Raw genomic sequence first — 20,471 nt, 5'->3', positions numbered from 1 at the left:
CCCTGCTAGCACCTGCCGTCCGACACCAGCAGGCCCTTGTTCGCGCCGGCCGTCCGGCTCACGATGCTCGGCACGCAACTGGCCGTGTCGAGGGTGTAGGCGTAGGGGATGCTGACGGTGGTGTTGGACTGCGGGTTGGGGCCGGCGGGCCGGTTCTCCTGACTGGGCGCGGACCAGGTGACGTTGTCGAAGATGTTGCCGCTGACCTGCCAGTAGCCGGCCGCGTCGGTGTAGAACGTGCCCAGGACGTCCTTGGAGTCCTCGAAGTGGTTGTTGTCCACCTTGGCGCGGGCTCCGGCGCGGGAGTTGATGCCGGACTCGTTCAGTCTCACGTAGTGGTTGTTGTACATGTGGGCTGTGCCGCCCCGCAGCAGGGGTGCGCGGGAGTCGATGTTCTCGTACCGGTTGTGGTGGTAGGTGATGAAGCTGTTCGAGACGTCACTCTCGCTCGACCCGACGAGGCCACCGCGGCCGGAGTTGCGCAGGGTGCTGTAGGAGAGGGTCACGTACTGGGTGTTGTCCTTCATGTCGAAGAGACCGTCGTATCCCTGCGACTCACCGCCCGACGCCTCCAGGGTGGTGTGATCGACCCAGACGTTGCGGACGTTGCGCTCCATGCCGATGGCGTCACCGCCGTTGGAGGTGGGGGAGCCGGACTTCTTGACGTTCCGGATGGTCACGTTCTGGATGATGATGTTGCGGGCTTCACGTATGTGGATGCCCAACTGGTCGAAGACGGCGCCGCTGCCGACTCCGATGATCGTGACGTTGCTGATGCCCTTGAGCTCGATCACGCCGGCGGCGGTGTTGCAGCTGGCGCCCGACACCTTGCTGGTGTTGCCGTGGTTGATGGTGCCCTGGACCTCGATGGTGATCGGGGTGCTGCTGCTGGCCCGGCCGCACAGGGCCGCGTGGATCGCGGTTCCCGTGGTGGCCCGTACCGTCTGACCGCCCGCGCCGCCGGTGGTCCCGCCGTTCTGGGTCGCGTAACCGCTGGCGCTCCCGGCGGCTGCTGATGCTTCGGGTACCTGCAGAACCGCGCCGGTCGTGGCCGCGACAGCCAGCGTGGCCAGCGCCGCATAGAGCCGGAGTGCGACTGGTCGACTCATTCTTGTCTCCCCATTCGTCATTGAATGCTGGGTCTGCTGCTACATCGGTGGTCCTTTCGGCAGGCCGTGGGGGCTGCCGACCTGTTACTGGGCCGGTCGTCGGCCGGCTCACAAGTGGGTGCGCTGCTTGCAGTGGATCGGTTGCCGGTTCCGCCCGGGCGCGCTGCGGGCAAGCGCTTTCTATGGGAAGCTAGAACTCTTGCCGTGGACGCGTCAATAGTCGCGTACTTGATCATTATTCATGGACATGAACCCGTGTAAGGGTCGAGTCGGAGCCCGTCGACCCTCGGGCGCTGTGATGCAGGGCGCCCGGCGTCGCGTGCCGTGTCCGCCTCGAACTCGGCCGCACGGCCATCGATCTGCCGGTCTGCGCCCGGTGACTGCTCCTTGGAGGCGAGCTGTCCGCGTCCCTGGGGTTCCCCTTCGCGTGCGGATGCTCGCGTGGCGCGACGCTGCCCCGGCGGTCGGCCCCGCCCTCTGCCGCCGCGAGGGCGTGTGTGCTTCGGTCCTCACCGGCGTCCGGCATGCCGGTGTGACGGGGATCACTCCGGACGGAAAACCTGCCGCTCGTGCTCGACGTCTTGTGGGTGTGAGACCAGTGAGACGAGTGAGGGCAGCGCCGCATGAGCTGGACGAGGAGGGCCTCGTTCGGCTGGTGGCCAGGGGCGACCGCGGCGCGTTCGAGGAGTTGTACCGGCGTACGTCGCCGTGGCTGGCGGTGCGGCTGCGCCGCCGCTGCGCGGACGAGCAGGTCGTCGCCGAGGTCATGCAGGAGACGTACCTGGCGGTGTGGCGCGCGGCGGGTGCGTTCGCCGGGGCGGCGGCCGGAGGGACGGCCGTCGGCTGGCTGTGGACGATCGCGGCTCGCCGCCTCGTCGACGCCTTCCGGCGCCGGGCGCACCATGCGGAGCCCCCGCTCGCGGCCGCCCCTCAGCCCGTGGCGCCCGCCGCCGAGGAGGAAGCGCTCGCGGCGAGCGTCGGCGGTGACGTCGGGGACGCGCTGCGGCGTCTCGCGCCAGAGCTCAGAGAGGTATTGCGGGCCATGGTGCTCGACGGATTGACGGTCCGGGAGACCGCGGTCCTGCTCGGGCTGCCCGAGGGGACGGTCAAGACCCGTGCCCGCCGGGCCCGGATCGCGATGCGGGAGGCGCTGACATGAGAGTGGAGCACGCGTCGATGCGGATCATCGACGGTTACGCGCGCGGTGACACGGACATCGCCGCCGACGAGGTGTGGGCCCTGGAGGCCCATCTGGAAGCGTGCCGGGTGTGCCGTGACCGGCTTTCGGCCGCCGTCGAGGTGCGGGCGCCCGCCGTGGCGGCGCTGGTCGACACCGTGTGGTCCGACCTCGGACCGCAGCTGGCGGCCACCGCCACGATGCCGCACCGGCGGCGCTGGGCGGCGCGGTTGTCCGGTTGGCTGACGCCCACGATGGCGCCGTGGCTGGCGATGGTCGTGAGCGTGACCCTGCTTGCGCTTCTCTTCGATCTGGTCGGCACGGGCTACGGGGAGGTGTCCCTGGTGCTGCTGCTCGCCCCGGTTCTGCCCGTGCTCGGCGTCGCGGCGTTCTGGTCACGCGGCCTGGATCCGGCGTACGAACTCACGGTCTCCGCGCCGAGGGCGGGTCTGTACCTGGTGCTGCGGCGCACCACGTCCGTGCTCGCCGTGGCCGTCCCCGCGCTGCTGGTGGGCGGAGGGGCGACGGGGGTGACGGCCGCTCAGTGGCTGCTGCCCTGCCTGGCGTTCACCTCGACGACTCTGGCGCTCGGCGGTGTCGTCGGCGTGCCGCGTGCCGCCGCCGCGCTGGTCGCCCTGTGGGCCGTCGTCGTCGTGGCGCCGACCGTCGCAACCGGCCGCACGACCTTCGCCCTGCAGATGAGTGCTCTGCCCGCGTGGGGACTTCTCCTTGCGCTCGGCATCGGTGTCCTGGTCGCCCGCAGGGGCGCGTACTCCGTGCCGGGAGCTCACCGTTGACCACTGGAAACGACCCTCGGAAGGACCATCACATGAAGACCGCGGTGAGCGCGGCCGACCTCGCGCCGACGACATACGCCTGGCAGATCCAGGCCACCGGGCTGAAGGTCAGAGTCGGGCGGAAACGGATGGCGGTCGACGGGCTCGACCTGAAGCTCGGCACCGGCGTGCACGGTCTGCTCGGCCCCAACGGGGCGGGCAAGACCACCCTCATCCGGACGCTGGCCACCGTGCTGCGCCCGACCCAAGGAACCCTGGAACTGCTCGGCCAGTCCGCGGGCGGCATGGGCGAGCACCGTACGCTGCGCCGCCGGATCGGCTACCTGCCCCAGGAGTTCGGCTATTACAAGCGCTTCACGGTGCGCGAGTTCGTCGAGTACATGGCGTGGCTGAAGGAGGTGCCCAAGGCGGACATCCCCGGGGCGGTCCAGCGTGCCGTGGAGCGGGTCGGTCTGGCCGACCGCGCCGATGAGCGGATGAAGACACTGTCGGGCGGCATGGTGCGGCGCGTCGGCATCGCCCAGGCCATCGTCAACGACCCTTCGATCCTGCTGCTGGACGAGCCGACGGTCGGCCTGGACCCGGCGCAGCGGCTTCGCTTTCGCGAGCTGCTGCAGGAGTTGGGCGCCGACACCTGCGTGCTCGTCTCGACCCATCTGGTGGAGGACGTCGCCGCTGCGTGCACCGACGTGGTGCTCTTCGCGGAGGGCCGGCTGGTCTTCCAGGGCCCTCCGGACGAGCTGGCCTCGGTGGGCGGCCCCGAGCACGTGGGCGACAGCCCGCTGGAGCGCGGCTACTCGGCGATGCTGCAGAACCCCAAGCAGGAAAGGGGGACTTGGTGAACGTCCGTGTCCTGCGTATAGAACTGAGGCGCTCCGTCGCGCCGTGGGCCGGCGCTGTGGTCCTGACGAGCGCGCTGGCGTTCCTGTATCTGATCCCCGGAGAGTGGTGGCAAGGCGCCACAGCGTGGACGGCCCAGTGGACGTCCCTGGCGATGTGGACCCGCTCGCTGCAGTTCTACCTGTGGCCGATGGCCGTCGGGCTCGGGGCGCTGCAGGGCCTGCGCGACCACCGCTCGAAGATGTCCGAGTTGCTGACGAGCACCCCGAGGCCCGCCTGGCACCGGGCGACCATGCTTGCGGGCACGACGGCGATCACGCTGGTCTCGGCCTTCGCGCTCCTCGTCCTCGTGGGCGCGGTCCAGGTGTTCGCCAACACCGAGTACACGCACCTCGGGTGGCTGCCGATCTCACTGGTGGCGGCACTCTTCCTCGTCGCGGGGGCGATGCTGGGCATGGGAGCAGGGCGGGCCCTGCCGTACGCGCTCACCCCGCCGTTGCTGACCATGGGCGCCCTCGCGTTCACGGCTCTCATGCACATGTCTCTGGGCCGGACGGAAACGGCCCCCAACTCGATGGGGATCACGAGCACGGAGCCGAACCAACTCTCCTTGCTGTCACCGGAGACAGAGATCCGCGATGTGCTCGAAACGCTCTCCGCGTCCGTGCACGCCGGGCAGACGATCTGGCTGCTCGGCATGGCCGCGACCGGCTTCGCTCTCCTGGTCGCCGCGACCCTGCGTGCCCGGATGATCGCCCTGACCCCCGTCGTGGCGGGCGCGGTGATCGCCCTGCTCGTCCTCCCGACCGACCCGCGGCGGATGTACGTCGTCGACGAGGCCGCGGCGGAGCTGGTGTGTGACGGGCCGGTGTGTGTGACCGAGATGTACGAGGGACACCTCGCCGACCTCGCGGGCCCCGGCAAGGAGGCGCTGCGCCTACTGCGCGGCGCCCTGGGCAGCCAGGCGCCGGTCTCGGTCCGGGAGAACACCACCGTTCTGCCGGAAGGCTCCACGCCGCAGTGGTCCCGCGAGACCGTGCTCTTCGACTTCGACGACGACATCATCGCCGCCGCGAAGGGCAAGCAGCTGACCCGGGCCCTGGTCGCCGAAGCCATGGTGCCGGGATGCACCCCCGTCGGCTGGAGCGGCTTCGGGGGAGATGAATACGCGCAGACCGTCGCGGTGGGCTGGGTCTTCGGAGACCTCAGCATGCTTCCCGGCACGCCGGCAAACATGCGCCGCGAGGTCGACGCCGAGTCCCGCCCGGTGTGGAAGGAACTCAAGGCGCTCCCGCGGGCCGAACAGCTCTCGCGGATCAACGCGATGCGCGCCGCCGCGCTCTCCTGCGAGGGCGACGCGTTCGACGTACTGAAAGGCGGTGCGCCCCGGTGAGATGGCTGACGCTGTACGCGCGTTCGCGTCAGGTACCCGCGTCGCTCGCGGCAGTGGTGATCAGCGCGATGGCAGTGTGGGCGCTCACCCGGGACGCCACCGGGGAGCCTGCGGATCTGCGGTTGCCCGCGCTCGTCCTCGCCATGGGGGCGATGGCTGCCTCGATCGGGCTCAGCGGGCAGGACCTCGCGCTGGACCAGACCGCCGCCATCCGCTGGGCACCCCGCAGGGCGGCGCACGTGCTGCTCTGCGGCGTGGTCGTCGGCACGGTGCTGCTGGCCGTACAGACGCTGGGCGGGGATCCTGCCACCATCGCGTTCGTCGTGCGGGACTGCGCGGGCCTGATGGGGCTCGCAGCCCTGGGGGCGGCGCTCTCGGGCGGCCAGTACGCCTGGACGCTGCCGTTCGCCTGGGTCGCGTTCTCCTTTTTCGCTCCGCCTGCCACGAGTGTGCCGGCGCAGGTGGCGAACTGGATGCTGGTGCCGCCCGGCACCACGGCGGGCACCTGGACGGCCCTGGTCCTCACGGTCGTCGGCACCACGGCCTACGCCGTCGCCGGACCGAGACGGTAGCCGGACCGGTCCGGTCCGTCGGAGCAGGGCACGGGTCCGGCACCCGGGCCGCCGGACTGCCGTCGGGGCCCGTTGTCAGTGACGGGTGGCAGGCTGAGTGCTGTGAATGGCGACGAGCAGCTTCTGCGCGGTCGGGTGTACGGCCACGACCATGACGACCCCGACCCGGGCCCACGACGGGACCGGTCTTACGTGGTCCTGGTCGGCGGTCCTCTGGACGGATTGCTCCTGGACGTCACCGACTGGACGCCGGACCGGATCACTGCCGGCGCCGTCCTGTCCACCGAGCTCGGCCGGTTCGGCGCAGGCGGACACGCCTTGTACGACCCACGGCCGGGCGACCCGACCCGTTTCGACTGGTCCGGCGACAGCCCCTGAGCCGCCATGAGTGGACCTCATCAGGGCAGTGCGCAGAAAGCAGCAGAAAGCATTGGACGGGGCGATGACCGGGCTTGTAACTTGCAGTCGAACGTGACACCGCCCGAGGAGGTGAGACCCATGAACGCTGTATCGATGTGGGTGCTCCCCCTTGCCGTCACGGTCGGGCGATTGACGTAGGTGTCGCCGGGAGCGCCTTTCCGTCCAGGCCTCCCGAAAGGGCAACACCTGTGCACTCTCCGCACTTCACCGCCGAGCCGTCGTCGAACCACACGGCCGAGCGCGACGTCACTGTGGGCGACATCCCCGGACTCCGATCGTCGGCCTCCGGCGCCGACCGCGCACCTCTCGTCTTCGACTTCGACGTGATCATTGCCGGGTGCGGTCCGACCGGCGCGATGCTGGCCGCCGAGCTGCGGCTCCACGATGTTCGGGTACTCGTTCTGGAGAAGGAAACCGAACCAGTGTCGTTCGTCCGCATCGTCGGGCTGCACATCCGCAGTATCGAACTGATGGCAATGCGCGGACTGCTGGATCGTATTCTCGACCACGGAAGACGGCGTCCGGCCGCCGGATTCTTCGCAGCCATCGACAAACCAGCACCCCAAGGCCTGGATTCCGCCCACGCCTATCTGCTGGGCATCCCGCAGCCGGTCATCGTTCGCCTGCTCGAAGAGCATGTGATGCAACTGGGTGCGCAGGTCTGGCGTGGTAATGCGGTGGCCGCTTTCGAGCAGGACGACGAGGGCGTGACCGTCGAACTGTCCGACGGCGCACAACTGCGTGCGCGCTACCTCGTCGGCTGTGACGGTGCGCGCAGCACCGTGCGCAAACTTCTCGGTGTGGGATTCCCCGGTGAGCCCTCGCGCACCGAGACGCTGATGGGCGAGATGGAAGTCGGCGTTCCGCAGGAGGAAATCGCTGCCAAGATGACCAAAATGGGCAAGGCCAACAAGCGATTCTGGCTCAGGCCCTTCGGCGAGGGGGCATACAGCGTCCTGGTCCCCGCCGCGGGAGTCAGCGACCGCGCGGAACCGCCCACCCTCGAAGACTTCAGACAACAGTTGCGCGCCATCGCCGGAACCGATTTCGGCGTTCATTCCCCGCGCTGGCTGTCCCGCTTCGGGGATGCCACCCGGCTGGCAGAACGCTATCGGATCGGGCGAGTGCTGCTGGCCGGCGATGCGGCACACATTCATCCACCCCTGGGCGGACAGGGCCTCAACCTGGGTGTTCAGGACGCATTCAACCTCGGCTGGAAACTGGCAGCTCAGGTCCGCGGCTGGGCGCCGGAAACGCTGCTGGACACCTACCAGGCCGAACGCCGTCCGGTAGCCGAGGACGTGCTGGACAACACCCGCGCCCAGACGGAGCTGGCATCCACCGAACCGGGCCCGCAAGCCGTACGCAGACTCCTCACCGAACTGATGGACTTCAACGAGGTGAACCGCCGTCTGATCGAGAAGATCACCGCGATCGGCATCCGCTACGACTTCGGCGAAGGCCCCGACCTGCTCGGCCGCCGCCTCCCCGACATCGAGGTGAAACAGGGCCGCCTCTACGGTCTGCTGCATCGCGGCCGCGGACTGCTGCTGGACCGCACCGGCCGCCTGACCGTCGGCGGCTGGTCGGACCGCGTCGAGCACCTCGCGGATCCCACCGCGGTACTGGACGTTCCGTGCGTCCTGCTCCGCCCCGACGGCCACGTCGCCTGGATCGGCGACGATCAGCAGGACCTGGACGACCACCTCTCCCGCTGGTTCGGTAAGCCCGCCGACTGATGCCGCGCGGGGCCCGGCTGTAGTGCTCCACGATGGTCAGGGCGGGGATCTGTTGCCATCCGGCGGGCACTCGGCGGGCACACGCGACGGGCGTCCTATTTCTCTCTGTTCGGGTCTCGGAAGCGGCCGAATCCCTTCATGATGGCGTTGAGCGGTGAGCTGCTCGTCTCGGCCGCTTCCCGCACCGGCGGCCCGGACACAGCGTCACCGCTGGTGAACTCCGCCAATGCGGCCTGCGCTGCTTCAGCCGCCTTCTGGTAGAGATCACAGGATTTGGTCATGGCATCGAGCGCTTCGGCGTACTTGATGACCATGCCCTGAGCGTGCACCAACTCCTCGTCCGGGGTCAGCAGGTGCCAGCCCTGGCGCAACTGCGTCAGGGCCTGCTCGGCACCTTCGGGCAGCGGTCGCGGCAGCGTGGCGAACTCCTCGATGAGGTCGAGGAGTTCTGCTGGTTCTGAGCCGTCCAGGAAAACGCTGTGCACGGTGAAGCGCTCCGCGTCGTAGTCCGGGCTCCGCTGCTTCGTGGGCAGGACGACGGCGCCGCCGCGCGGCATCCGCACCTTCAGCTCCCGATGGATCGCGAAGTCGGCGATCTCGGACTGCGCCGGTGCGGCCCGGTGCTCGACCACCCGGTGCCGCAGACTCGGTGGCAGGAACGTGGAGACCGGCTGCCGCCCCCGCGCGTCGGGCGTCATGGCCTCATGCACCAGCACGTGGATGTACCAGGTGTCGCGGGAGCAGTCCCGCAGACGGCGGCGGAGCTCGTCCTCGTCCTTCGGCAGGTGGTTCGCCGTACGCAGTCGCACTCCGGGCACCACGTCGTCGTCCCAGGCGATGCGGTCACTGTCCGGCCAGAACATGGTGGCGGGCGAGGGCCACTGCGGGTCCCATGCCTGCTCCGCCTCGGCGGCCAGGACCCAGGTGATGCCCGCGCCGTCCGTACGGCGGGCATCGTGCTCGTACATGGTCAACTGTGCACGCACCGTGACGTCGTCGGCCACGCGCCAGCGGGCCTCGAAGAGCCGACGGGCTGACGGGCCGGGGTCGGCAGCCTCGTCCCGCGGGTGCAGGACAGTGGAGCGGGCCGCCTCCACGGGGTCGAGGTCCAGGAAGTCGTCGAGGACCCCGGCTGCCTTGAGGGCGATCAGGTTGCGCCGCACGTCCTGCTCGGGTTCGGACCCGAGATGGCGCCCGCGTGCCAGCCACGCGGTGTCGGGGACTGTTGTCGAAGAGCTGCTGTTCTTAACCATGGAACCGTTCTGTGGGAGATCAAGGCCCGACCAGTATGGTCCTTGCCGTTGAACGTGTCGCGCCGTCCTCTCGGCGCAAGGTGCGAGCGGGTACCTCATGCACCGCTGCCCGCTATCCCCGCCTCGGGAACCTGCGGCTCGTCCGCCGGACCACGTTGTCGGCGTCGGTGCCCCAACGGGGAGGCGCCCGGCCTGAGGCGTGGTCTTCCGCGACGAGGACTGCCAAGTCTGGGCGAGGTACTTCGAAAGTCCTGGCCGCGGAACTCGCCGAGCATCAGACGGAGCCGGTGGTTCGCCTCTGCAGGAGTCCGCATCGGTTGCGTCCCACCAGGGGATCGCAACGGAAGCCGCAGATCATGTGACTTTCGGCCTGGTGGCTCGTTGGTTCGGCCGTGGGGAAGAGGGAGCCGAGGCCGTGAATCGCCTCGACCGAACTGTGGTGGCGCCAGGCTGTGTGGCATGAGACCGGCAGGAGACCGGGTGCCCCTTGGAGAGGCTGCGTCCTCGCAGCCCTTGTGCGTCGGGAAGTATCGGCTGGGTCGCCGGGTCGGCAGTGGGGGACAGGGCACGGTGTACGAGGCGTACGACCCTGAAGGGGGCCGTGTCGCGTTGAAGTTGCTGCACGCTACGGAGGCGGAGGGTTCCGAGGCGGCACAGCGGTTGATCAAAGAGGTGGAGGCCACCCAAAGGGTTGCTGTCGCCTGCACCGCACGACTCATCGAGGCCGTCGTACACGGGCCGCGCCCGCATGTCGTGAGCGAGTTCATCGACGGACCGACCCTGCGGGCAGCGGTGGACGAGCACGGGCCGTTCCGGGGTGAGGACCTGCACCGGCTGGCGCTCGCCGTTGCCGTCGCGCTGTGCGGGATCCATGACGCACAGGTGGTGCACCGGGATCTGAAACCGGACAACGTCCTGCTGGGGTGCAGCGGGCCTGTCGTCATCGACTTCGGTGTCGCCCGGCTGTTGGACCTCACCGCTACGCAGCCGGCCGGGCTCGCGGGGACTCCCGCCTACACGGCTCCCGAGGTGTTCGACGGTAAGCCTGCCGGCCCGAGCGCGGACGTCTTCGCCTGGGGCGCCACCGTGCTGTTCGCTGCGACCGGCCGTGACCCGTTCGGCGGCGAGCACCTGGGACACACCGTCTCGCTCGTTCGCGGTGGTCGGCATGACCGGTCGATGCTGAGTGAACCGCTGGGTTCCCTGGTGGGAGCCGCTTTGGACGAGGACCCGGTGAACCGGCCGAGCGCGATGGGGCTGCTGTACGGTCTCACGTCCCGACCGGGAGGGCCCTGCGGCCAGGACGGGGAGGTGGCCGTGACGGAGGGCACCCGGCAGGCACGGTTGTTGCGGCCACCGGTCGGCTCGAGTGGCCCGCTGTTGCCCCTCGGCGACATCGCCGAGCATGTCTTCGCCGGCCTGAGCACCGCGGAACAGGACTCCGCGCGAGAAGTGTTCCTCCGTATGGTCGTCCCTGCTGACGACCGCACCGGCGTGAGCGACACCGTCCGCACGGTCGCTCTTGAGGAGTTGTCGGACGCCGACTCGCCGGGCCGCGCGGCATCGGTCCGCGGTGTGCTCACCGCGTTCACCGCAGCAGGATTGCTCACCTGCGGTGACGGCGATGTGAGCGGGGTAGCAGTCCGCAACTCCGCTCTGGTTGTGGCTTGGCCCCGACTGCGCTCCTGGATCTCCGATGACCGGGAAGGGCTGCGCATTCACCGCCGCTTGGGCGAGGGTGCCCGATCCTGGCAGGGCCATGGGCGCAAGGACGATGCGCTGGTGCAGGGCACCGAGCTCGAGCGGACCGTCGAATGGTCGACGACGGCACCGGCTCACATGCGGCTCAGTCCTCTTGAACAGGCCTACCTGGCGACGGCTCAGCGGGTAGGCCGTCGACGGCGCGCCCAGCGCCGGCGGCTGACCGTCACAGCTCTGGTGCTGGCATTCCTCGCCGTGGTCAGCGCCACCGTTGCCTGGAACATCAATACCCTGAGCGAGGAACGCCGCACGCGTCTGCAGCGGGAACAGATCGAGTCCGCAGCCCGTCGCGCCGCGTCGCGTGCCGAGGCCCTGCGGCGCTGGGACCCCTTGACCGCCAGGTTGCTCAATGTGGCGGCCTGGCAGATCGCGCACCTCGAGGAGACGCGTTCGGGCCTCCTGGCAGCCGCCACGCAGCCGGAGCGGGACGAACGCGTCGTTCCGGCGGGCACAGCGATGTTGTCGGACGACACGACCACCATTGCCCATGCGCGGGACGGAGCCCGCATCATCGTGAGTGATCTCGCCACCGGCAGGGTCAAGGGCACGCTCTCACTGAGGGCAAAAGGGTTCGATTCCGTGTTCTCGCGCGCCGTCATGAACCAGGACGGATCCGTGATCGCTCTGCCGAGCGAAGCCGGAGTCAGGCTTTGGCGGCCATCGTCACGCTCATTCGGCAAAGAAGCCTATGGAACTTCCGAGAGCGATCCCGTGGAGGTGTCCGGCGACGGTGGGACCGTCGCGACGAGCGAGGGCGGCGAACTGCACGTCTGGGACACCACGAAGGACCGCAGGACCGTCCGCGTCCGAGTTCGGTCCGTCGGCCCGTCATTTGTGGCCCTCAGCCCCGACGGTCGGCGGCTCGCGGTCGTCCGGCATGATGCGCTGGAGTTGTGGGACACCCGATCCGGACGACGTATCGGGCAGCCGCTGCTGCATACCGATGGCGTGGATTTGTTGAAGTTCAGTCCGGACAGTCGCTTGCTGGGCGTGGCCGGGGGAGTCGCCGACACCGTGGACAGCAGCAGAGACTGGGCCCTCGGCCTGTGGAACGCGCGTACCGGTGCAGCGAAGGACGCTGCTTTCCCATACACCGCGCACGATGTCAGGGGCGCTCGGGACATCAAGTTCGCTTTCAGCCCGGACAGTCAATTTCTGGCCATCGCCGAACGTGAAACGATCTGGATCAAGGACATCGCCGGAGAGGGCACCGTGGGGCGCTATGAACTGCCCGTGGTGGACACGCCCCCGAGCATCAGCTTCGGACGGAACTCGCGCGTCCTGCACTACGTCGCGACTACGCTTGCCCACCGCGAGCATTCAGCGGTCCGCACCATCGGATGGCAGTCGCATGCCACGCAGTACGGCATTGGACCGTCGCGCAACGCGACGTTCAGCGGGGACGGAAGCCGTCTGGCGGTGAGCCGGCAGTCCGGACGCGGAACATCCCGGTCCTTCGTGGAACTGCACGACACCGTGGGTGGCCGGGTGGTCGGAAAACCATTTACCGCGGCCAAGGGCGCCAAAGTGTCGGGGATCTCGCTGAGCCGCGACGGCCGCACCCTGGCAGTGACCGGCAAGGGCGCGGTTACTGTCTGGGACACAGAACGGCATCGAGTCCGTGCCGTTTTGCATCCAGGTATCGGGGAGAGCAACAGTTCCTACTACTACGAGTCACCGGTGGGCGTCGTCCTCTCCGCCGACGGCAGACACCTCGCGACCCATGGGCCCAACTCCCTGCGGCTGTGGGCCGTGTCCAACGGTCGCGTGACCCGCTCGGTCCCGAAGGTCACGGGCCTGCCCATCGCCTTTGCACCGGACAGCGCCACGGTCATTACCGACGAAGGCGAGATCGTCGACACACGAACCGACATCATCCGTAGACCCTTTCACGGCTCATCCACCAGGCGGGTGGCCGTCAGTGGCAACGGACACATACTGGCAGCCGACGAGGGGGACGAACGGGTACGTCTGTGGGACCTTGCCCGGCGCCGGTCCATTGGCATCGTCGCATCGAACTGGGTGAGCCATGGATTGCTGTTCGGTGAACCGCCAGTAGAGATGGCCTTGTCGGCGGACGGTCGCACGCTGGTCACAGCTCCCCAGAATGGCGACCCGGTGGAGCTGTGGGACACGAGCACCCTCCGCAAGATGGGCGATCCGCTCCTCCTGAGGGACCAGCCGTCCCGCCTTGCCTTCAGCGCCCGCACGGGACAACTACTGACCACCTCCGACGGCGGAAGCGACGACGACGGGAAGACCCCGCTGCTGGAGAGCTACGCCTTGGCGCCGCAGGCGATCGTCAAAGCCGTATGCACGGAAGCGAGCCGCACGTTGAGCAGGCAGGAGTGGCAGACCCACATCCCGAACCTTCCCTACCGGAACATCTGTCCCTGATCCCGGGCAGACCGTGCGCTCCCTCACAGGCGGCGCACCCCTGCCCCCTCAACCGCCAGCAATTCGAACAGTGTCGTCCGAAAACGCTCCCGTGCGGCTTCGGCCGCGCGCACCGCCTCCCGCACCTCCGCCGGAACCGGACCCGCCGCGACGCCGGGGCGGGCCGCATCGCCCACTACATGGCGACGCAGAAGCTCCGTCGCGCGGGCCATCGCCGCGAACAGCGGGGCCGTCATCCCCTGTTCGTCATCGGCCGACGACACCCACACCCCGTCCAGCATCAGTCGCGCTGCCGCCTCGTCCGTCTCCCGCCGCAGCCTTGCGAACTCCTCGTCGAAAGCTGCCAGTTCCACCTGCTCTCCTGCCTCCAGGCGGCTCAGCGTGGCCACGATCGCCTGCATCCACGCGCTGCCCACCAGACGGAAGCACACGATGCGGTCGACCCGGGCCTGTGCGCTCTGCACCGCGCCCAACTCCCGCTCGTGTTCGTACTGCAGGCGTTGCAGCTCGAGAGCGTTGCGTGTCCGCATCTCCTCCAGCCCCAGTTCGTGCAGGCGCAGTTGTTCCTGCAGTCCGGCATTCGCCTCGGCCTGCCGCCTCTGGAGCCGCAGAGGGCCGAACCACCCTACGAGCCCTGTGGCCAGGACGCCGACGAGGGCTCCCGCGAGGGTCGCCAACGCGTTCCCGTCTTCCATCGGGCCATCATGGCGTCTCGTCGGGCATCCTGTCGGTGAGACGGCGGAGCAAGGGCTCTGGATGCCTTGTGGGCATCGTGGCGTCACTACACGTGAGTCGTCCACCGGCTCAGCACGGAAGGAAGAGGACATGTTCGACTACGTCCACGGACTACGCCCTGAGGAGGCCGCACGCTGGGCCGCGCTGGTCGAGCAGTCACGACCCATCCTCGAGAGCGACGGCATGGAGGCCGTCCAGGCCTTCCTGGCCGAGCGCGGTGTGGCCGTCATCCATGCGATCGTGATCACTCGGGAACTGCTGGGTCGCGCGGAGACACCGCTGCAGGTCGCCATCGAGATCGTGGGTACGAGTACAGCTCGGCAGTGAGTTCGGCGAAGCCCACTTCCTGGCCGCGGCGGGTCGGCCGGAGCGCGTCGGCGCCCCTACCCCGCGCTGCGTGACCTGCTGGACACCGTCGCACCCGGCGGCGCCCTGCTGTTGGCCTCCCACGACCTCGCCGACCGTTCTGATCAACGAAGCCCGCGCGCGAACCGCTCCCGATCGTCGATCAGTCCCATTCATTGAAGAGAACCGCGCCGACGGTCTCTGGCTGCCAGTACTTGATCTGCTGCCACTCCCCGGCGGACAGAGCAGAGGTGTCCGCCTCCGTGAGCGGCGCCTGGAGCAGCAGCGCGCTCAGGATGGTGAAGCCGAAGTCATCGAGGGTGGTGGCCCAGGCCGGGGGATCCTGGAACTCGGTGGTGTGCCAGTGGCGTTGCTCGGCTACGAAGGCGACCAACGGGAAGTGGGCGTGGAACAGCGCGACTTGTGTGCCGGCCCGGTCGTCGATCGTGGCGGTGTGGAAGCTCCGCGGATACTTCTGCTCGGTGAAGTCCCCGACTCGTCCGTGGCCGGCCCGTGCTGCGGCGTGCCAAGCAGTGCGGCACGTCCTGGGGTCGACGTCCGGCAATGGCGGGTCGCTGAAGTGCCCAAACCCCGTGGAACCCCGTCCCAGACCGAAGGCGGTTCGATCTCTGTCCACGCTCTCCACCCCGAACAGGTAGCTCTACCGGCGCCGTGGGGCCTTCGCAGGGCAGAGGTGGTGGCAAGCCGCCGTAGGGCAGGGGGTGAACTGACCGGGCTGAGGCTCCCTCGGTGTCGGGGTGCATGACTGCTGCTGGTGCTGTGACCACATGGGTTCACCGGCATGGCGTGGCAGCGTGCCCAGTAGGCGATGCATTTCCGGGCCGCCCGCCCGTGGACGAGGCGGCGGTGGTGGGTCAGTTACTCGCCGAGCCGCCGCGGGGAGGCGAGGTTGTCCGCCCGTTCGTGACGGTGTGCCCGCTCCAGCCCGGCCGCCCTTGCCCCGCCTCTGGCTCGGCCCACTCGCCACTTCGCCCGTCGGTGGCATCCGCCCCGACGGGTGACTATGGGCTGACGAGACTGGTGCAGGGTCGGCGAGCACGCGGTCAGAACCAGTGCAGGCAGTGCGGGGGACGGTCGGCGCGGAAGAGGGAGTCAGCGAGGGCGGCCGCGTCTGGGCGGTGGGCTTGGATGTGTCCGGCACGTATGAGCGTGCTCGGGGCGGTGCCGCCGAGGTAGACGGAGCCCAGGTCGCGCACGTCCAGGGACAGGTCGGGCTTCCGGTCCGTGGGGACGCAGTCGGCCTTGCCGTCCCGGACGGTCAGCAGGTAGCGGCCGTGTTCGCCGAAGAACGGGTCGTCGATATCGAGGACGAGCTCGCCGTCCGTGACCCAGCCGCGCGCGGTCAGCGCACGCGGGACGTCCAGCAGCCGCACCCAGAGCCAGTCCATGTCGTCGCTCACCTCGCCGGCGCGGAAGTCCGCGAACTGCCAGCGCAGCGGGTGCTGGGGTGGGACGTGCTTGAACACGACCTTTGAGACCAGGTCGTGTCCGAGTACGAACCGGGCCAGGGCCGTGAAGACGGCGTCGTCGGTGGTGATGGTCTCGTCGACAGTCAGGGTGCCGGACTTGACCGAGTAGCTGGCGTACCCGTCCGGGACGCCGTCGGCGTCCCGGTGGACGGCGACGTAGCGCGGCGTCGGCGAGATAGGCGGCTGCCCCGCGCGCAAGGCCCACCAGCGGTGCGGGCGGGACAGCGCGCCGGGCTGGGCGCGGCGGTACCGGTCGTAGACCTCTTCCAGAATCGCGCCGCACTCGGCCCGACGCAGCACCTCGACCGAGCCGTTGTCCGAGCCGGCCGCTGGTGCGTCGGCCACTCCGCGTGCCCGGGAAACGGCGAGATCAGCCTTGGGGCGCTCCACCGTCAGCTGCGCCGTGTAGGTCGCCGGTCCGTAGCCGAACCTGCCGTAGATCGAGGCCTCGGAGGCCAGCAGCACGGAAAGGAACTCCCCGCCGGCCCGCAACTCAGCGAGCTGATGCCGCATCATCGCGCTGAGCACGCCCTGGCGCCGGTGCGAGGGCAGGACGCCGACGGCGGTCACCCCGGAGACCGGGACGAGGGTCTCACCGGGCAGGGTGAGCTCGAAGGAGTGCGCGGCGGCGGTGCCGACAGGCCGCCCGTCCGGCGTCAGGGTGAGCAGACAGCGGTCCATTTCGAGCGCCGACCACCAGAGCCCGCCGCCCTCGACCGGGGGTTCCGGGAAGAGCCCGAACGCGGCATGGACTGTGTCGACGAAGACGTCGAGATCCTTGTCGGTCGTGGGACGGATCTCCATTGTTGCCGCTGCCTCCTCGGAATACCGGCACCACGACTCATGGTGTCTGGCCACAGTGCAGCGTCAACCCGTAGCCAGGGCAAGCGAATTACGGCCGGGCCCGCAGCCGGACGCGGCACAGCCCGGGTCCCGGGGGTGCCCCGATGTGTTTGGTCAAGGTCGAAGGCCAGTAGGGGTGCCGTCGCAGAGCATCGCGAAGAGGACGTCGGCCCGGCGCCTGGCGAGGCCCCGGGACCGAGGGCATCGCCTGCGTCAGGCAGCATGAGCCGGGCTCCTCGTCGGTGGGGTCGTGGCATCCGCATGGCCGGAAGGCTGCCGGGCCGGTGGCCGGCGAGCGGCACCCCAAGTGAACGACGGAGGCAAGAGATGACGGCAGACGCGGTTGATTCGCTCCGCTGGGCCGTGGCCTGGGTGTGTGTCACCTTCACCCGGGGCGTGAGCTCTGAGGAGGTTTTCACCCGGTACGGGGCCGACCCGGACCAGGCGCGCCTGCTCGACTGGGATGCTGCCTTGGATCTTGCCCCGGGCGACGAGGAGGCCTCGCTCCTGCGGGCCGGCTCACTCGGTGAGTGGACGTTCTGCGTCGAGGAGGATGGCGGCATCGGTGCTTTGGACGGCCCGCTCGCGAAGCTGTCCCGGGGTACCGAGACGTACAGCATGGCGACCACCGACGGTATGAACGTCTTTCAGTACTGGCGTGACGGCGAGTGCGTCGAGAATTTTGAGCCCGGCATGGAGTACACCCGGCCCGAGCCGACCACAGCCTGGTGGGATCGGGTCGAGGCGGCACTCGCCGCGCACGAGGGCGAGGACGCCGGGATGGCGCCCGTGATGGCCCTCATCCTCGACCACCTCGGCATCACCCTGGACGACGCGACCCTCGCCAGGCCCTGGCCCAGCCTGACGCTCGCCGAGGACGAGGTGCCGTCCGCACCACACGGCGACACCTACGCGGGCGAGGGACCGGTTCCCCGCGGAACTGCCCCCACGGCCGCGCGAACCGGGCCCGGCCGTGAGTCGCCCCGGTCCGCGGGCCGTTGAGGTCCGCTTCTGTGATGCGGGAAACTGCGCCCTGGGATCCAGGCTCACTAGCCGTGGATCATCTTGTGGGCGACCTCGGGGTCACGCCCGCGTGCAGGCAGTCCCGTTGAGGCTGAACCCGCCCGGAGCGGCGAAGGCGCCGCTGTAGGTGCCCTGGAACCCGAACGTCTGGCTGCCGCCGGGGGAGATGCTCGCGTTGTGCGCGAGGCCGCTCGCCGTGACCGGTCCCGAGGACGGCGACACGGAGGCGTTCCAGGCGCTGGTGATGCTCTGGCCGGAGGGCAGGGTGAAGGCGAGTCGCCAGCCGTCGAGGGGCGCCGAACCGGTGTTGGTGGCGGTGACGTTCGCGGTGAAGCCGCCCTGCCACACGTTCGTGGTGTACGCCACCTCGCAGGCCGCGCCGCCGCCCGGGCCGCCGGGCCCGCCGCCCCCTGTGTTGACGGTCGAGGAGAACGAGTTCACGGTCAGGCCCGTGCCGTTCTGCCAGGGCTCGAAGCCGGCCTGAACGCTCGTCAGGTACCAGTTGTTCTGCGCCAGTCCCCGGGTCACCGCCTGCCGGACGAAGTCCATCACGTCGAAGCTCCAACTGCCGATCGCCGACGGGGCGACGAAGGACAGGACGTCGTTGGCACCGTTGTTGCCCGACCAGACCTGCCAGGTGCGTCCGCCCACGGTCGCCGTGCCGACCTGGGTGCCGATGGGCTGGATCGGGCCCACCTTGTTGAACCAGATCATGATCTCGGTCCGGTTCACGCCGTCGGTGCGGGGCGCCGGGTCCAGCCAGATGTCGTACGAGGCGTTGTACACGGCATCGCCGACATAGCCGTACGAGATGCTGCTCGGCGCGCTGGAGATGCTCGAGAGCTGCGCGGGGAGAGCGGTGCCCGGCGAGCAGTTGGTGTAATGGCAGCCGTTGAACAGGGAGGGGTACGACTTGGGCGCGCCGTTGGTGGGTACGGAACCGTCGGCCCGGGAGACCCGGAAGCCGGTGTCGGTGGCGGTGACGCACTGGGGGTCGTTGGTGCCCCAGCGGTTGTTCTGGACGACATAGCGCCCCTGGACGACGGTCGAGCCGAACTGTTCGCAGACGGTCGTGTCGGCGCGGGCGGGCAGCGTGGCGGTGGAGAGTGCGGCGATGGTCGCGAACGCGGTGACGAGCGCGCCCAGCGCGCCGCGCACGGCTCGTGGAAGATGCGGTAACGGTCGCATGGGGACCTCTTTCGGAGCTGCCGGGAGATGGACGTGGTGCTGGCACTCCCGGGTTCCCCGTGTTGGGAGCGCTCCCATTTCCGTTCTGCTGGGACTGTAGAAGGCAGCCATGACCCTGACAACCCTTGCGGTAGCCGTGCGATGCGAATGCCCGGCGTGCGGCCCGTAGGGCCGATGTTGCATCACCTGCCTGTGCGAGCCTCGCCTCATGCGGGCCGCACCGGCTTGGTCTTGGGCGGTCGGGCGGCGACGTTTGGGCGGCCGGGTGGTAGTAGTTGATGCTGACCGGTCATACGAGGAGTGTCGATTCGTGAGCCCATCCCTGCATCTGGTGAAGATCACTCCGGAGAACGTCGATGCGGTGTGCCGACTGCGCGTGGGGCCCGGCCAGGAGCGATTCGTCGACCCGGTCGTGACCTCACTGGCCGAGGCCTACGCGTACGGGGAGGTCGCCTGGCCCCGGGCGATCCGTGACGGGGAGCGGTTGGTCGGGTTCGTCATGGCCGGCTTCGACCCGGCGAACACCGTGGAGCCGTATCGGAGTTATCTGTGGCGCCTCAACATCGCTGCGGATCAGCAGCGCCGGGGATACGGCAGCTTCGCGGTGGCGGCGGTGTGTGCCGAGGCCCGGCGTCGCGGTGAACGACGGCTGTGGGTGTCGTGGGGGCCGGGTGACGGTGGGCCGGAGCCCTTCTACGCGCGGCTCGGGTTCCGCGTCACCGGCGAGGTGGTCGACGGCGAGATCGTTGCCGAACGGGAGCTGTAGCGAAGCGCTCGATGACGCCGCGGCCACTGTCTCCGGGCCGGGATACGACTCGCGCGGGGCATCGATCCGCTGGTGGGACTCGCGGTGCGGTTGCGGGAATTGGGCGCGGAGGTGCGGGTGTGCAGCGAGACCTGACTCGGACAGCCGGGCGTGAAACGGCGCTCAACCAGTCACGGCGTCGTCTCGCCCCGTACCAGCGGGTGGCACACCGGCTGGACCCCCTCAGGGAGGTCGTCCGGCCGGCACCAGCGGGCCTCCAGGATCTCGAAAGGATCGAGGCTGAGCTCCCCACCCACCAGGCGGGCCTCGTAGGCCACCTCCAGCCGGGTGCGGAATCCACTGTTGAGCATCACCAGACGACCTGCCTCCACATCGAGTCCCGTCTCCTCCTTGACCTCGCGCACCACGGTCGAACGGAAGTCCTCGCCCTTGCGCGCGAAGCCGCTCGGCAGTCCCCACTGGCGGCCAGGAGACCACATGCGGTGCCGCAGCAGCAGGACCCGTCCCTCGCCGTCACGCACGACACCAGTCACGCCCACGACGAACTTGGCGTTCAGGAGCCACATGACGCGGCTCTGGACAGGGCGCAGCAACCGCCAGACACGGACAAGGAGTCGTCGCAC

The 20,471-nt window shown here is 69.2% G+C and carries 17 protein-coding genes and 1 pseudogene; 11 read left to right on the top strand and 7 right to left on the bottom strand.

Annotation, left to right across the window (positions count from 1 at the left end):
* Positions 1-8: 8 nt before the first annotated feature.
* A pseudogene (locus KUF83_RS35595) lies at positions 9-1,109 on the bottom strand (polysaccharide lyase family 1 protein); the annotation flags it as partial.
* A gap of 607 nt (positions 1,110-1,716) precedes the next feature.
* On the opposite strand from KUF83_RS35595, the gene KUF83_RS35590 reads away from it, so the two are divergent.
* The 7 genes from KUF83_RS35590 (at position 1,717) to rox (ending at position 8,047) form a co-directional block, all read left to right on the top strand.
* Positions 1,717-2,268, top strand: a complete 552-nt coding sequence (locus tag KUF83_RS35590) for an RNA polymerase sigma factor (RefSeq protein ID WP_308403289.1) — start codon at positions 1,717-1,719, stop codon at positions 2,266-2,268.
* Positions 2,265-3,083: a zf-HC2 domain-containing protein gene (locus KUF83_RS35585; protein ID WP_217459171.1), complete on the top strand. Its 819-nt coding sequence runs from the start codon at positions 2,265-2,267 to the stop codon at positions 3,081-3,083. Before KUF83_RS35590 ends, KUF83_RS35585 begins: the two co-directional genes overlap by 4 nt.
* Before the next feature lie 32 nt (positions 3,084-3,115).
* Positions 3,116-3,925, top strand: coding sequence for an ABC transporter ATP-binding protein (locus KUF83_RS35580; protein ID WP_217459170.1), 810 nt, complete (start codon positions 3,116-3,118; stop codon positions 3,923-3,925).
* Positions 3,922-5,316, top strand: coding sequence for a hypothetical protein (locus KUF83_RS35575; protein ID WP_217459169.1), 1,395 nt, complete (start codon positions 3,922-3,924; stop codon positions 5,314-5,316). Before KUF83_RS35580 ends, KUF83_RS35575 begins: the two co-directional genes overlap by 4 nt.
* Entirely contained in the window at positions 5,313-5,888 is a 576-nt protein-coding gene (locus KUF83_RS35570) for a hypothetical protein (protein WP_217459168.1), read from the top strand. Before KUF83_RS35575 ends, KUF83_RS35570 begins: the two co-directional genes overlap by 4 nt.
* Positions 5,889-5,990: 102 nt before the next feature.
* Positions 5,991-6,266 (top strand): hypothetical protein, encoded by a 276-nt coding sequence (locus KUF83_RS35565; protein WP_217459167.1) that lies wholly within the window; start codon positions 5,991-5,993, stop codon positions 6,264-6,266.
* Between the two features lie 230 nt (positions 6,267-6,496).
* A complete protein-coding gene (rox, locus tag KUF83_RS35560; RefSeq protein WP_217459166.1) occupies positions 6,497-8,047 on the top strand; it encodes a rifampin monooxygenase in 1,551 nt (516 codons plus the stop codon).
* A 95-nt stretch (positions 8,048-8,142) separates the two neighbouring features.
* Here the strand turns inward: rox and KUF83_RS35555 are convergent, their stop codons facing one another.
* Complete coding sequence (locus KUF83_RS35555; protein WP_217459165.1) at positions 8,143-9,300, bottom strand: hypothetical protein; 1,158 nt, start codon at positions 9,298-9,300, stop codon at positions 8,143-8,145.
* Here KUF83_RS35555 and KUF83_RS35550 point away from each other — a divergent pair.
* Positions 9,235-13,458 carry a WD40 repeat domain-containing serine/threonine-protein kinase gene (locus KUF83_RS35550; protein ID WP_308403288.1) on the top strand — a complete coding sequence of 1,408 codons (4,224 nt, stop codon included), beginning with the start codon at positions 9,235-9,237 and terminating at the stop codon, positions 13,456-13,458. The genes KUF83_RS35555 and KUF83_RS35550 overlap by 66 nt on opposite strands.
* A 23-nt stretch (positions 13,459-13,481) precedes the next feature.
* Here KUF83_RS35550 and KUF83_RS35545 read toward each other — a convergent pair whose 3' ends face one another.
* Complete coding sequence (locus tag KUF83_RS35545; protein WP_217459163.1) at positions 13,482-14,153, bottom strand: hypothetical protein; 672 nt, start codon at positions 14,151-14,153, stop codon at positions 13,482-13,484.
* A 130-nt stretch (positions 14,154-14,283) separates the two neighbouring features.
* Here KUF83_RS35545 and KUF83_RS35540 point away from each other — a divergent pair, with 130 nt between their 5' ends.
* On the top strand, positions 14,284-14,520 hold the full coding sequence (locus tag KUF83_RS35540; protein WP_217459162.1) for a hypothetical protein: 237 nt from the start codon (positions 14,284-14,286) through the stop codon (positions 14,518-14,520).
* Positions 14,521-14,701: 181 nt separating this feature from the next.
* On the opposite strand, the gene KUF83_RS35535 is transcribed toward KUF83_RS35540, so the two are convergent.
* Both KUF83_RS35535 and KUF83_RS35530 read right to left on the bottom strand, forming a co-directional pair.
* Complete coding sequence (locus KUF83_RS35535) at positions 14,702-15,175, bottom strand: hypothetical protein (RefSeq protein WP_217459161.1); 474 nt, start codon at positions 15,173-15,175, stop codon at positions 14,702-14,704.
* 427 nt (positions 15,176-15,602) lie between these two features.
* Entirely contained in the window at positions 15,603-16,832 is a 1,230-nt protein-coding gene (locus KUF83_RS35530) for a GNAT family N-acetyltransferase (protein WP_217459160.1), read from the bottom strand.
* A 366-nt stretch (positions 16,833-17,198) separates the two neighbouring features.
* Here KUF83_RS35530 and KUF83_RS35525 point away from each other — a divergent pair, with 366 nt between their 5' ends.
* Positions 17,199-17,873, top strand: a complete 675-nt coding sequence (locus tag KUF83_RS35525; protein WP_217459159.1) for a DUF6461 domain-containing protein — start codon at positions 17,199-17,201, stop codon at positions 17,871-17,873.
* Positions 17,874-17,954: 81 nt separating this feature from the next.
* Here the strand turns inward: KUF83_RS35525 and KUF83_RS35520 are convergent, their stop codons facing one another.
* Positions 17,955-19,082, bottom strand: a complete 1,128-nt coding sequence (locus tag KUF83_RS35520; protein ID WP_217459158.1) for a cellulose binding domain-containing protein — start codon at positions 19,080-19,082, stop codon at positions 17,955-17,957.
* Between the two features lie 310 nt (positions 19,083-19,392).
* On the opposite strand from KUF83_RS35520, the gene KUF83_RS35515 reads away from it, so the two are divergent.
* Positions 19,393-19,848: a GNAT family N-acetyltransferase gene (locus tag KUF83_RS35515; RefSeq protein WP_308403287.1), complete on the top strand. Its 456-nt coding sequence runs from the start codon at positions 19,393-19,395 to the stop codon at positions 19,846-19,848.
* Between the two features lie 170 nt (positions 19,849-20,018).
* Here KUF83_RS35515 and KUF83_RS35510 read toward each other — a convergent pair whose 3' ends face one another.
* Positions 20,019-20,414, bottom strand: coding sequence for an NUDIX hydrolase (locus KUF83_RS35510; RefSeq protein WP_254644831.1), 396 nt, complete (start codon positions 20,412-20,414; stop codon positions 20,019-20,021).
* Positions 20,415-20,471 lie beyond the last annotated feature (57 nt).

Origin of the sequence: Streptomyces sp. BV286 (genome assembly GCF_019090165.1) — a bacterium.
Classification (GTDB): domain Bacteria; phylum Actinomycetota; class Actinomycetes; order Streptomycetales; family Streptomycetaceae; genus Streptomyces.
This window is presented reverse-complemented; position numbering and strand designations above follow the sequence as displayed.